General features: G+C 38.6%; 11 protein-coding genes. 4 read left to right on the forward strand and 7 right to left on the reverse strand.

Annotation, left to right across the window (positions count from 1 at the left end; all coding sequences use genetic code 11):
• Nucleotides 1-36: 36 nt before the first annotated feature.
• Both K348_RS0110875 and K348_RS0110880 read right to left on the reverse strand, forming a co-directional pair.
• On the reverse strand, nt 37-885 hold the full coding sequence (locus K348_RS0110875) for a GNAT family N-acetyltransferase (RefSeq protein ID WP_029904988.1): 849 nt from the start codon (nt 883-885) through the stop codon (nt 37-39).
• 31 nt (nt 886-916) lie between these two features.
• Nucleotides 917-2,125, reverse strand: a complete 1,209-nt coding sequence (locus tag K348_RS0110880; RefSeq protein ID WP_029904989.1) for an NAD(P)-binding protein — start codon at nt 2,123-2,125, stop codon at nt 917-919.
• Between the two features lie 496 nt (nt 2,126-2,621).
• On the opposite strand from K348_RS0110880, the gene K348_RS0110885 reads away from it, so the two are divergent.
• Genes K348_RS0110885 through hemN form a run of 3 tightly spaced genes read left to right on the forward strand, consistent with a single transcriptional unit; the run spans nt 2,622 to nt 7,317 of the window.
• On the forward strand, nt 2,622-4,718 hold the full coding sequence (locus K348_RS0110885) for a TonB-dependent receptor (protein WP_029904990.1): 2,097 nt from the start codon (nt 2,622-2,624) through the stop codon (nt 4,716-4,718).
• 9 nt (nt 4,719-4,727) lie between these two features.
• Entirely contained in the window at nt 4,728-5,972 is a 1,245-nt protein-coding gene (locus tag K348_RS0110890) for an MFS transporter (RefSeq protein ID WP_029904991.1), read from the forward strand.
• Nucleotides 5,950-7,317 (forward strand): oxygen-independent coproporphyrinogen III oxidase, encoded by a 1,368-nt coding sequence (gene hemN, locus K348_RS0110895; RefSeq protein ID WP_029904992.1) that lies wholly within the window; start codon nt 5,950-5,952, stop codon nt 7,315-7,317. Before K348_RS0110890 ends, hemN begins: the two co-directional genes overlap by 23 nt.
• A 2-nt stretch (nt 7,318-7,319) precedes the next feature.
• Here hemN and K348_RS0110900 read toward each other — a convergent pair whose 3' ends face one another.
• The 4 genes from K348_RS0110900 to K348_RS0110915 form a co-directional block, all read right to left on the reverse strand.
• Complete coding sequence (locus K348_RS0110900; protein WP_029904993.1) at nt 7,320-7,691, reverse strand: hypothetical protein; 372 nt, start codon at nt 7,689-7,691, stop codon at nt 7,320-7,322.
• A 79-nt stretch (nt 7,692-7,770) separates the two neighbouring features.
• A complete protein-coding gene (locus K348_RS0110905; RefSeq protein ID WP_029904994.1) occupies nt 7,771-8,736 on the reverse strand; it encodes a S9 family peptidase in 966 nt (321 codons plus the stop codon).
• Nucleotides 8,737-8,745: 9 nt separating this feature from the next.
• A complete protein-coding gene (locus tag K348_RS0110910) occupies nt 8,746-9,354 on the reverse strand; it encodes a hypothetical protein (RefSeq protein ID WP_029904995.1) in 609 nt (202 codons plus the stop codon).
• Nucleotides 9,344-9,607, reverse strand: coding sequence for a DUF2089 family protein (locus K348_RS0110915; RefSeq protein ID WP_029904996.1), 264 nt, complete (start codon nt 9,605-9,607; stop codon nt 9,344-9,346). Before K348_RS0110915 ends, K348_RS0110910 begins: the two co-directional genes overlap by 11 nt.
• Nucleotides 9,608-9,819: 212 nt before the next feature.
• Here K348_RS0110915 and K348_RS0110920 point away from each other — a divergent pair, with 212 nt between their 5' ends.
• Complete coding sequence (locus K348_RS0110920; RefSeq protein WP_029904997.1) at nt 9,820-11,142, forward strand: Na+/H+ antiporter; 1,323 nt, start codon at nt 9,820-9,822, stop codon at nt 11,140-11,142.
• 59 nt (nt 11,143-11,201) lie between these two features.
• Here the strand turns inward: K348_RS0110920 and K348_RS0110925 are convergent, their stop codons facing one another.
• A complete protein-coding gene (locus tag K348_RS0110925; RefSeq protein ID WP_029904998.1) occupies nt 11,202-12,935 on the reverse strand; it encodes a hypothetical protein in 1,734 nt (577 codons plus the stop codon).
• Nucleotides 12,936-12,999: the final 64 nt, after the last annotated feature.

A 12,999-nucleotide genomic window follows, 5' to 3' on the forward strand; every position in this document is an offset into this window, starting at 1 on the left:
CCTATGCATTTTGTATATAAGAAGCTAGCGTCTAAGCTATATTTTTCTTATCATTTCAAATTGCTTTCCTTTAACTTCTATATTCTTCGCTTTTATAAAACCGGTAATGGAGTCACACAAAATATCCGAATTGACTATTTTAAGAGCGGAGTTCTTATTTAACTTAATCATTTCGTTGAGCAATAATGAAGCAACCCCTTTTCTTCTATATTTTTTATCAACAGCAATCTGCGTAATGTCTCCAGATACAGGCTCAAAAGCACAATAGCCTGCAATCCGATCATCAATAATTACACCCAGAAAAATAAAATCATCGGCTGTTCGTTGTATCGAATCGAAGCTATTCTGCCATGAGGGAACAAAATCCCAAAAAGCAGTAAAAGATTTCAGCATTTCGATGTTTATCGGATTAACCGTATAAGAAGGATCAAAATCTTTTCCATTATTAATCTCTTCATTATTCTGCGAAGAATAATAGAATTCGCGCGTTATTTCAAATCCCAGATTTCTATATACCGAAACGGCTTTCGTATTATGCTGAAGCACTTCCAACAGATATTGTTTTAAACCGGCTTCACGCAAATAGGGAATGGAATACTCGAATATCCGGGTTGCCAGGCCCTGCTCTCTGTATTCTTTCAGCGTACCGGTTCCCGTATCGTATGCTGTGGATATTCCGTTATAATTTCCGGTTCCGTTAAGCGTAAAAGCTACAATTTTCTCTCCATGGAATGCAGCAAAAGAGAGGTCGGGATTAAAGCCACGCCTTTTCAGCATCGTTTGAAGCTGTGCTTTATCCCGCTGCATTTCATACTCGGCAAAAGCCATACTAAACCCTTCGAAAATGGTATCGAAGCTTATATTACTCAGCAATTTTATCTGCAACTCTGAATTTTGCAATGCATTAGCCATTTTCTTATCCTCCCTGATTTTTAAATCGTTTAAATTCATCACCCGCACGATGTACACAATCTTCAAGTGATAAACCGTGAAAATAGTTGCCCAGAATATACAGGTTATCCGACTTTCTGGCTTTCTCTACTTGTCCGGCCATATCTAAATGCTCCATATGCAGTGACGGTAGAATATGCCGTATCATTTTATGTTCGAGAATATCACTGCGAGATATATTCAGCACTTTACAGATAATAGCAAACTTTTCTTCTTCATTTTTCTCTCCCTTTTCGAAATGGAAAGTGAAGCTTCTCAGCTTTTCATCTTCTACAAGATCACGAGAAACGGCCGAATGAAATTCATCGGATATAGGAATAATACCAGCAACCGCCTGTGTTATAAGTTTATCTTTCGGCACTATTACATTCAGCGACTCAGTATGAAACAGCGGCACAGAAGCCAGTAAATCCGACAAAGGTTCCTCAATATCTATAAGTAAGCGTGAGGCCGTTTGCGGGTCGGTAGCAATGGCTACATTGTGTGAATAGTAGTTTTGCCCCTCTAAAGTAACAGTTTCGAATAATCCATTAACATTCTTTATATCAATAACTTCAGATTCTTTGACTACCTCAATATTACTTTTCTCTATCATAGAATTTATAAACTGAGATAATCCTTTTTTAAAGCTATATTTTCGCGGAAATTCTTTATATCTGTCTTTCCTGCGCTTCAGGAATAGTTCGGCAGGATACTCGTCTGCATTCTGAGATATCACAGCCCTGAATAAATAAGTGAACACTTTTTCATAATTCTTCTTGCCTACTATTTTGCTGAAATACTCCTTTACCGTCTTTCCTTTTTTCGATACAAAGAATAGCTTCGGTCCGTTTAGCATAAGCGAAAAGAAAGATACATCCGCCATCATCTTTTTTATCTTTTCACCCGAGTAGGAAACATAGCTTCCCTTTCCTAATGGCTGTATGATATCTGTTCTGTCAATGTCTTTTACTATCGATAACAGCCGGGTATATGAATTGTAACAGGTATGCGCTCCGAATTCTCTCCAATATGCAGGAAACTGTCTCGAAAATATGCTCTGTACCTGTCCGCCTGTATTTCTATCCTTTTCTATTACCAATACTTTCTTGCCTATCGAACGCATATAATAGGCGAAAGATATGCCGCTCATACCTCCCCCGATTATCACGCAATCATATATCTTGTCATCCATATTTATTTCTTATTTTAGACGAAAAACAAAGATAGATATTTTATGTCACTCTTTCGTTTACACATATTAACGGTATTTAGTTAAAAGGTAACAAAAGTAACAGAAATCAATGAGCAAATTATTGAATGTGCCGATATGCCAATGAAGCAAAGTACTCAATAAAAAACTCATCGTTTATAATTCATAATTATTTTACACTTATTAACCATATTCTGTTAAAAAGTAACGAAAGTAACGTTTTTCAATGGATATTGATACTATACCATTTTTGAATTGTCAACTATCAATTAACCACTGTTAACTAATAACATAGATAAACTTTTACCCTCAATATGTAATAATTCTTACAATCAAAAGAATACTTAACAGGTAACTTTGTTTTTTATACGAAAATCGGACTAAAAATATCACTACATCTAGTGATTGTTTGCAGAGGCTGCTTTTCCTACATTTGCATGTCAACTAAAAATACGATCGTAGAGATTTTGCGAAAAGAATGAATTTTAAATATATTCTTTTATTACTCTTTTTATTTACAATAGTTTCCACCAGTATAAAAGCAGATAATATACATGAGGGGGGGGATTCTGTAATTATAAGATACACAGGCAAAGAGGTCGTTATCGAATCTTTTAAGCAAAACAATAATCTTTACATACAGCCCGTAGCCGCATCCCTGCTGACAGGAAAAGAAATCAAAGACTTCAATATAATTAATATCAAGGAAATAACATCGCTTGCACCGAACCTCTTTATCCCCGATTACGGCTCTAAAATGACTTCTCCCGCATATATAAGGGGAATCGGGTCGCACAGGAATGCACCGTCGGTAGGACTGTATGTGGATGGCGTTCCTTATTTCGACCGCTCTACATTCGACATAAATATAAATGATATCGACCGTATCGAAGTCCTGCGCGGCCCGCAAGGCACTATATACGGACGGAATACAATGGGCGGGATTATCAATGTATTCACCAAATCACCATTTAAATATAAAGAAACGAATGTCAACCTCACTGCAGGCAATTACAATAATTATCAGACGGCTTTATCTCATTATGGCAATGTGAATAATAAGGTAGGTTATGCCTTATCAGGGAATTATCTTCATTCGGGTGGTTATTTCAAAAACAAAACCACCGGAAAGAAAGCCGACCCAATAGATGCCGTTTCTACCCGTGCGCGGCTTAGCTGGCGCATTCAGCCAAATTTATTGATGCACCTGATAATGTCTTACGAATATTCCGACCAGGATGGCTATCCTTACAGGTTATTTCATAAAGATACAGGAAAGATAGATGAGGTGAACTACAATGCACACAGTTACTATCGTCGCAATATGTCGACAAACGGATTAAATCTAGAATATATAACCGACCAGTACAAACTCAGTTCGCAGACCTCTTTCCAATATTACGACGGCAAGCAGGGGCTCGACCAGGATTTCACGCCGCAGGATTTATACTATGTCGATTTTTACCAGCGTCAGCAGATGTATTCGCAGGAGTTCAATATCAAATCGCTTAAAGACGACAGCCGCTATAGCTGGCAATTCGGTTTATTCGGGTTTCACCAGAATTATTTTCAGACCAACGATACGGATAACCGGACGGCAAATAATCACACTTTGCAGACAGCCAAAAATCCGACCGGAGGTTTTGCCGCTTATCACCAGTCTGCAATCAACGATATATTCACAGAAGGTCTTTCGTTGCTCGTCGGTATCCGATACGACTGGGAACAGACAAAATCCACAATGAACCGCACTACTCCCAAAGAAACAGAGCCTACTGTAAACGACAAGACGTCCTTTTCGCAGGTAACACCTAAAGCCTCTGTAGAATATAAATTCAACAAAGACGGGCTAGCATATTTTTCTGTAGCAAAAGGATATAAGACAGGCGGTTTCAACAACACAGCCGAAAAGGATGAAGACCGTATATTCGACCCCGAATATAGCTGGAGTTATGAAATAGGCTCGAAAGCAGGCTTTCTTAACAATCTTTTATTCTTCGATATGAGCCTGTTCTACATCAATTGGGAAAATCAGCAGATATCACAGACAAAGACCAGCGGTAAAGGCTTTATTATCAAAAATGCAGGTAAGTCCGTAAGTAAAGGTATCGAAGTGTCAGCTCAGGTGAATCCGCTTCGCAATCTCAGTTTTCAACTGGCATACGGATATACCAATGCCAAATACAAGGAGCATAAGGACTATAACGCAGCAACCGGAGAAACGACTGTATACGACGATAATTATTTGCCGATGGTACCGCAAAATACCTTATCCGTATCGGGTAAATACACATTCGATATTAATCAAAAATGGCTGGATAACATTACTCTGAACGCGCAATACATTGGAGCCGGAAAGCTATATTGGACTGACAATAACGATATATCACAAGACTATTACGGACTATTCAACAGTATGATATCTTTCGCTAAGAAAGATTTTTCAATAGATTTGTGGGCTAAAAACATAGGGGGAAAAGAATATGTATCGTATTACTTTTCCACATCCAGCCAGCATTATGTACAAAAAGGAAAGCCTTTTACTTGCGGCATGAATATGAATCTTAAATTCTGAACCTGAAAAATGAACCTGAACATACAAAAAGGAGGACACCTGTTTACTTTTTTCTGCCTGTATATAGCGCAGTCTATACCTATGAGCTTCTTTTCTACGGTATTGCCCGTTATCATGCGGCAACAGAATTTTTCACTCGAAACAATAGGTATGCTCCAATTGCTGAAACTTCCCTGGATACTCAAATTCCTTTGGTCGCCTGTAGTAGACCGCAGCACATACAAGCTGAACGATTTCAAACGCTGGATATTCTCTTCCGAACTGATATATGCAAGTATTATTCTTGCCGTTTCGTTCCTCAATTTTCAGACTACTCCATATCTTATTATAGGACTAATCATTCTATCATTCATAGCATCCGCCACGCAGGACATTGCAACCGACTCATTGGCTGTCCTGTCTTTCAGTAAGAAAGACAAAAGTCTTGCAAACAGCATGCAGTCGATGGGTAGCTTTGCAGGTGCCATGGTAGGCGGCGGACTACTATTATTACTTTATCATAAATTCGGATGGGGCAACCTCCTACCCTTTCTTGCACTATTTGTTATTATAGCTATCATCCCCTTATTCTTTTTCAAAGGCGGCAGGGGAAAGGAAATAATTAAGGCCAGACAAGAAGAAAGGCCCACAGCAAATGATATACTCGGCTTTTTTAAACAAAAAGGAATCGGTAAACAAGTTATATTCCTGTTCCTTTATTATGCAGGACTGATAGGTGTACTTGCCATGCTGAAACCCATGCTTGTAGATTACGGCTATGATATAAAGGAAATAGGCATTATGTCCGGAATCGTAGGAACTTCAATCGGTTGCCTCGCTTCTTTCGCAGGAGGATTCATTGTACGGAAAATAGGAAGGCATGCTGCACGCCTGTTATTTGCTGTACTGACTTTGTGTACTACCATTTATTTTTGTCTGCTGGTATCGGTACTTCCCGTCAATATAGCTACCTTGCACTTGGGAATATCTTTGTTGTGGGGAAGTTACGGTATGTCGGTCATAGTCGTTTATACGACTGCTATGGACTGCGTGCGTCCCGGGTACGAAGGTACGGACTTTACTATACAGACGGTAATAACCCACCTCAGCGGTATCATTATGGGAGTCAGCTCGGGTAAAATAGCCGCTATGATTACCTATAAGGGACTTTTTGTAGTGGAAATGTGTATTGCCGCCGTTTCGTTGATATTTATATTATTTGCATTCAAACTAAGAGCGCCAAAGGAAAAAGATGAAACAAGAGCTACTGAATAAATACAGTATACCTGTACCACGATATACAAGCTATCCGCCTGCGAATTTCTTTAACGAATCGTTTACAGCCGAGCAATTCCGGCAGGTAGTTTTAGAATCCAATAAGCAGAATCCGCAGCATATTTCTGTTTATATACATATTCCGTTCTGCTATCAGATGTGTTTTTATTGCGGCTGCAATTCGCAGTTACTGAAGGATAATGATATTGTACTGAAATATATAGATGCGCTGAAAAAGGAAATCCGTCAGCTTCTTCCCCTACTCGACCATAACCGCAAAATATCTCAGATACATTACGGAGGCGGTACACCGACGTCTCAACCCGTTTCGGTACTAAAAGAACTGAATCAGATGATATTGTCGGAGTTCGACTGCATAGAATATCCCGAGATAGCAATTGAATGTCATCCCGGGTATGCAGATGAAAGCTATTGGAATGATTTGGTAGATGCAGGCTTTAACCGTATCAGTCTCGGTATACAGGATTTTAACGAAGATGTATTGAAAGCATCGAACCGGAAAGCTTCACGCATGCCTGTAGAAAAGATATTCGAAATATTAAGAGCCAGAGGTATTTCCCTGAATATGGATTTTATATACGGGCTGCCTATGCAAACTGTGGAATCATTTTCCGATACTATCAATAAGGCTATAGTATTAAGGCCCGACCGCATCGTCACTTTCTCCTATGCGCATGTGCCATGGGTAAATGAACTGCAAAAGAATCTTGAAAAAACAGGGCTGCCGTCTGTAGAATTAAAGAGTAAGATATACCAAACTACAAAAGACTTATTGACCGATGCCGGATATAAAACCATTGGCTTAGACCACTTCGTACTTCCCAATGACGAATTATACGAAGCACAGCAATCGAATACACTACACCGCAATTTTCAGGGATACTGCACACGACGCACTACAGGACAAGTCTATGCTTTCGGGATAACGGGTATCAGCCAGCTGGCAACAGCCTATGCGCAGAATACAAAAGACCTGAACACATACATAAAACAAGTGAATGAAGGCAAATTCCCCATTGCAAAAGGTTATATATTGAATGAAGAAGAGCAGATTATACGGGAAGTCATTTCACAACTGATGTGCAATTATACAATCAATTGGCAAAATTTGGCTGATGATATGGAAATATCGGTTGATAAAATAAAATCGGCTATAAATTACAATGAAACTGCACTGAAAGAGTTCGCCACAGACGGAATAATCACATACAATGATGAGACGATAAGTATCTTACCCGATGCAAGACCTTTTGTGCGCAATGTTGCCGCCTCATTTGATAAACTGCTTTCTACAAAGGAAAACAGGTATTCAAAATCAATATAAATTTAAGCGAAAGTCAATATTTCGTTGATAAAGAATACGGCTACGCATGAGATTATCAACGATACAAGGCAAACGGAAAGCGACTTCACGCTTCTGCCTATAGTTGATATTAATGCCCAGATAAATAAAATAAGGAAAACTGCTCCGTAGATAAAATCCCGCACGGGATATTTTACCGTTTCTTTATAATACGATTCATCGAGAGGCACCATATCCCCTGACGGTATTTTCGAAACTGTTTCGAAGAATGTAGCATTGCCAAAGCTGTAGAAATAAGTGACGAACATATATCCGCTCAGTAATAAAGCGAAAATGGATATGATTCTGAAACCGACATTGGTATGCTGCTTGTAGTTATTGTAATTTTCGTTCATTGTCTATACTTTATACCATCATCCTGTGATGAGAATGACGGTACAAAGTTATAACATTATTGCTTTTCTTACAATTATCTTATTCTTTAATAAAGCTGACAATATTATCTATCACCTCTTTCATTACAGGCTTATCGGGATTCATATATGAATCTTTCAGCTGAGTCTGTTGATCCGTCGTCGTGCTATTTTTCATCACATGATCCATATTCTCTACAATAATCTTCTTTGCTTTTTTGTTTGCAGTTGCCAACAGATCCGCTTCCTTTACCGATACCTGTATATCGGTTGTGCCCTGTATAATAAGAATAGGAATAGTAAGCTGTGAAATTTCTTTCTGCGGATTATATTTGAACCATGAAATCATATAAGGCTGCACACTAGGACGAAATAATGTATTCATTGAGGGCGGAATATGTGCTATAGTTTCTCCTTTTTCAAGTTTATCGATATAAGAAAATATCATGTCTTTTGTTGCCTGTGGCTGCAATGCCAGTTGCTTTCCTAACTGTTCTTTAAGGATATCGCCTGCCGGGACACCTACTCCGGCAATAGAAACATATTTGGAAACCTTAGTGTTATTTTTTGCTGCCACCATCCCTATAAGAGAGCCTTCACTGTGTCCAATAATTATTATATCCGAAAATCTTTTATCTTTCGATAGTAATTCCACCCAGCCTTTTACATCATTTATATAATCCTCGAACCGCAGGTCAGCCTCACTTTTTGCAGCGCTTGCGCTCTCTCCTATTGCCCGTTTGTCGAATGTAAGGGCAGCAATACCATTAGAACAAAGGGCATCGGAAAGCATCTTCAATGAATTATTTTTAGTAGACGGTTGATTTCCGTTACGGTCTGTAGGGCCTGAACCCGCAATAAGAATAGCTACCGGAATAGCTTTATTATCGGCCGGATATACTTTTAATGTACCATGTATATCTCCTGTCGCGGTTTTGAGTACAATTGGTTCCTCTATATTCAGGAACTGTGCTGATAGTGACCATGAAAACACCAAAAACAGTGTAAGGGATAATAACTTTTTCATATACATCAATTATAAAATGATAAAAAGTAATACTTTCGATATAATTTCAGCTATCAATAGACCTAAGGCAAAAGTTAGTCCACCGACAACTCCTTTTGCATTTGTCGATACCGAATAAGCATTATACATCAGCACAATATTCCAGACAGCAATTACCACAATAAGCAGAGCTATACCTATTATCATAAGAATGTTTTCCATCAGCACAGCTGTTATTTCAGTCAGATTTACAACATCAATATCACCAAAACAAAGATGAAAAGATGGAATAAATCCAAGCAATGCAGCAAATATCAACGGAATACGCGCCATTGCCACGGTTCCTGCAACATCAATAATCCTCACAGACGATTTGGTTACAATACGACCAGTCACATACAGAACAATTGTGAGTGTCCCCCATCCTATTAATTGATATAATGCATGATTGATGTACGGACTTGGAAAATCGGGACAGCCATAATGAATATCTAAAGCGCCGTCGAAATGAGTGTCGCTGAGATGTCCCAAAACCGACAATAACGCTAATACAAAGACACCGATTAGCAGGGATTTAGTACCTGCAATAAACTTAAATGGCGTAAACAGCCACGCTTTAATCGTTTTTTCACTTTTCATAGTTTTTTATTTTTTGTATTATATCATCTAATAAATTTCTTACAGTCGGGTAACTCAGCCCCAAATCTTTCGCCATTTCTTTAAGGCTTCCGCTATTCTTTACAAATTTGAGAATGAAATCCTGTTCGTCGACAGACATTTGGGCTAGTACCGGCAGTGGGTAAAGTCCATGGACCTCTGTACCACAGTTTTCACATATCAGGCTTTTAACTTTTAGTTGACTCTGGCAACTCGGACAATTACATGGTAACATAATTATTTTATTTTGAATAAAAGTAATAATTATTTAAATAAAATCAATATACAAATAAATAAAATTAAAAATTTTATGATATAATTTAAAATATATATTAGTTTTCTGTCTTTTTTAGGAATAATTTAACTTTCCAAAACCTTATACATATATCTTTTGTTCTTATTCATATAGAGATTAAAATTCTCTTCCATTTTTACTATAAACTATATATGGAATATTATCATGTAATACTTTTCCTGCTTGCAATAGCTATCGGTATATCGGCCGTTGCACCGAAAATCAAGGTACCCTATCCCGTTTTATTAATGATTGTAGGTATAATAGTAGGCTTTATTCCGGGATTTCATTATGTACCTATCGATCCGGATGTAGTATTCCTCTTATTCTTACCGCCTTTACTTTACGATGCCACTATAAATATGTCTTTTCCTGATTTCAGGGCTAACTTCAGGACAATATCCATGATGGCTGTCATGCTGGTCTTCATTTCTATGACGGCCATTGCAGTGGTAGCCCGCTTGTTTATTCCGGACATATCATGGCCTGTAGCTTTTGTTATCGGAGCCATACTCTCCCCACCCGATGCGGTGGCCGCTACAGGGATAACCAAAAGCCTCAACCTTTCGCACCGTACAAATACAATCTTGGAAGGTGAAAGCCTTATAAACGATGCTTCTGCACTTACCGCCTACAGGATAGCATTGGGTGTGGCAACGGGAGGAATATTTTCGTTCTGGGAGGCCGGTTTTGAATTTATCGCAGCTATTGCCGGAGGATGTCTTATCGGAGCCATTATGGCAATTATCTTTTGCTATACAGTATCGAAGGTCAAACTCGAAAATGCCGCCATAATTAGCCTGAATCTGATGCTTCCGTTTGTAGCATATCAGTTTGCAGAAGTACTCCATGTATCGGGTGTGTTAGCTGTGGTATTTATGGGTATAGTTATTGCCAAACGCGCTCATAAGAATAAAATATTATCCGATATAACCCGTGTACAGTCAAAACCTGTATGGTCTACAATTATATATTTACTGAGTGGTCTTATTTTTATTCTGATAGGCCTTGAGTTTCCGCAGATATTGAGAGGTATTCCTTTAACCACAGTATTTTCTCTTATGATAAGTGCATTTGCAATTTTCTTTATCGCTCTTATTATACGTATTGCTGTCATATTCCGCCATAAATTCAGACTGGATAAAATAATCTCCATTGTAAACAGTGACGGCTACAGCGAAAAAGTTTCGCCCGAACATGCCGAAAGGATGAGACAGGTAAAACCATTGACATTGAAAGATGCATTTATTATCGGCTGGGCAGGTATGCGGGGTATCGTTTCGGTTGCAACGGCTATTGCCTTACCTGTTACACTGGCGAATGGTGAAGATTTTCCTCAACGCAACAGTATTATATTCCTCACATTCCTCGTCGTTATACTTATGCTGATTATACAGGGTATGGGATTACCATTACTTATAAAATGGATGAAAGTAGAAGTTGTGGAAGATGATAATCCCGAAATAATGGAATAAAAATACAAAAGCCCCCTGAAAAATCATTCAGGAGACTTCCATACGTTATATAATCCAAATCATTCGTTTATCAAAGTGAACAATTCTTCGGCTGCTTCGCGTGGGCCGTCTTTCGTCTTGCCTTCGATAGCAAGGGATGTATGCATCTCACCTATCTGAACGCCTGCGGCTTTCATGTCCTTGAAATAAGAACGGACAAGTTTTTCGGTTTCTTTTCTTTCTTGTACAGGACCGAACGGATTTGCAAAATAAGATTTCACCAATCCCTTTTCCGTGGTCGTTCCTTTAGCCTTACGCGCACCGTCTTCGAAAACAGTAATCGCTTTATCCAGATCGTCGTAAATAAGGATTTTCTTATCTGCTTCGTTATAGTTATTAGCATACAGGAAATAATCGACAGGATATCCCCTCGATATAATTTCATATGTAGAAATCGGAATAGTAACACGGGCATTCACCTTATCCATGTTTGTGTACACTCCTTTATCCAGTTGCTCGAATGCATAAGCAGGATCGAGGTCGTCGACACGTACAAATGCTCCGATTTCTGTTCCGTAAGCCTTTATAGTTCCGTCCTTTTCTTTCTTCAGATAACCCATATCGTCGAAAATCACACGCATATGGCGGATATAATTTTCATTCAGTGTGCGGAAAGCTTCCAGACTTTCTGATTTTCCGGCGCCGCTGTCACCCATGATAATTATATTAGATTCCTTACCGTTGCGGAGTACAATATTTACCATAGCACCGTGAATAGGAAGGCTCTTATTCTCTATTTGCTTCACATTATGTAACGTAAGCAGCATCTTCTTCATATAACCGAAGTAGTCGATATCGTCGCAATAGTTTGCATAGCCTACAAGGATATCGTTTTTCTTATCTTTATAGTAGAAGGTGCGTTTTTCTTCATATCCGTCAGGGTAACCGAATACGTAAATCATGTCGGGCTTCTTACCGATATATTCTGTTTCGGTAGCAAGTTCGAACAAGTTAGCCAACCCAATACCATGCACCATAAAGTCCTTATGGAAATAAACGAATGTAAGCATATTGCCTACCTTAGCAGGAAAGACAAACCAGTCGTCTTCATTTAATACTATATTCTGTAAAGGGTTTTGCTGGTGCTCCTGAAATATTCCGTCACGTGTATTACGCTTAGTATAAGATATGTACGGTGGCTGGAAAACAACAGTGCTGATAAACGGTATCGAAGCAAGTCCTTTATATTCTATAGGACAATTCCAGTTAACATCGTTCAATGTCAGTCCGGCATTGGCACCTGCTGTAGACTGGCGGTATATCCGGGTCTCATGACCGTTCACGGTAGTTTGTATCCTACGGCCTGTAGACAGTACTAATTCGTTAAACATATCGTTTGCCTGAATGAACCGTACATTTTGCAGACCGTCTCCCACGCGCGAATTTCTCACGATAGTGTAACGTTCGAGCCGTTTCCAGTAAGCAAATAGTAGTTCTATAACTTCAAGGAATAAATCCTTGTCCTCGAAAAATTTCGAATATTTATTATCTACTGCTATTACTTCTTCTATATTGAAAACAGTTAAAAGTTTCAGCACTTCTATAAATGAATTTACCGTTTCATCCTCACTGCCAAAATATTCTGTGTAGTAATCGTAAATAACAACTTCTTCTTTTTTCAGTACTTGTTTTATGAAAGATTCGACAACGCGCCGAAATCCAAAACTATTGAGCAACTTTTGTTTAGTATCGCAATATTTGAGCGTAAAATTGATCATAGCTCTTCCTCTGGAAAGCGTAAACTCGTGTAACATAATGTTCTATATATGATTTAATAAATACAAAATGAGATATTTCCTTTAACAAACAAAGCAAAGA

The organism is Prevotella sp. 10(H) (genome assembly GCF_000711235.1).
GTDB lineage: Bacteria > Bacteroidota > Bacteroidia > Bacteroidales > Dysgonomonadaceae > Dysgonomonas.

Bases quoted from the DNA above. Each gene is read 5' to 3' on its own strand.
- K348_RS0110880 (WP_029904989.1), bottom strand. From the start codon at position 2,125: ATGGATGACAAGATATATGATTGCGTGATAATCGGGGGAGGTATGAGC.
- K348_RS0110885 (WP_029904990.1), top strand. From the start codon at position 2,622: ATGAATTTTAAATATATTCTTTTATTACTCTTTTTATTTACAATAGTT.
- K348_RS0110890 (WP_029904991.1), top strand. From the start codon at position 4,728: ATGAACCTGAACATACAAAAAGGAGGACACCTGTTTACTTTTTTCTGC.
- hemN (WP_029904992.1), top strand. From the start codon at position 5,950: ATGAAACAAGAGCTACTGAATAAATACAGTATACCTGTACCACGATAT.
- K348_RS0110900 (WP_029904993.1), bottom strand. From the start codon at position 7,691: ATGAACGAAAATTACAATAACTACAAGCAGCATACCAATGTCGGTTTC.
- K348_RS0110905 (WP_029904994.1), bottom strand. From the start codon at position 8,736: ATGAAAAAGTTATTATCCCTTACACTGTTTTTGGTGTTTTCATGGTCA.
- K348_RS0110910 (WP_029904995.1), bottom strand. From the start codon at position 9,354: ATGAAAAGTGAAAAAACGATTAAAGCGTGGCTGTTTACGCCATTTAAG.
- K348_RS0110915 (WP_029904996.1), bottom strand. From the start codon at position 9,607: ATGTTACCATGTAATTGTCCGAGTTGCCAGAGTCAACTAAAAGTTAAA.
- K348_RS0110920 (WP_029904997.1), top strand. From the start codon at position 9,820: ATGGAATATTATCATGTAATACTTTTCCTGCTTGCAATAGCTATCGGT.
- K348_RS0110925 (WP_029904998.1), bottom strand. From the start codon at position 12,935: ATGTTACACGAGTTTACGCTTTCCAGAGGAAGAGCTATGATCAATTTT.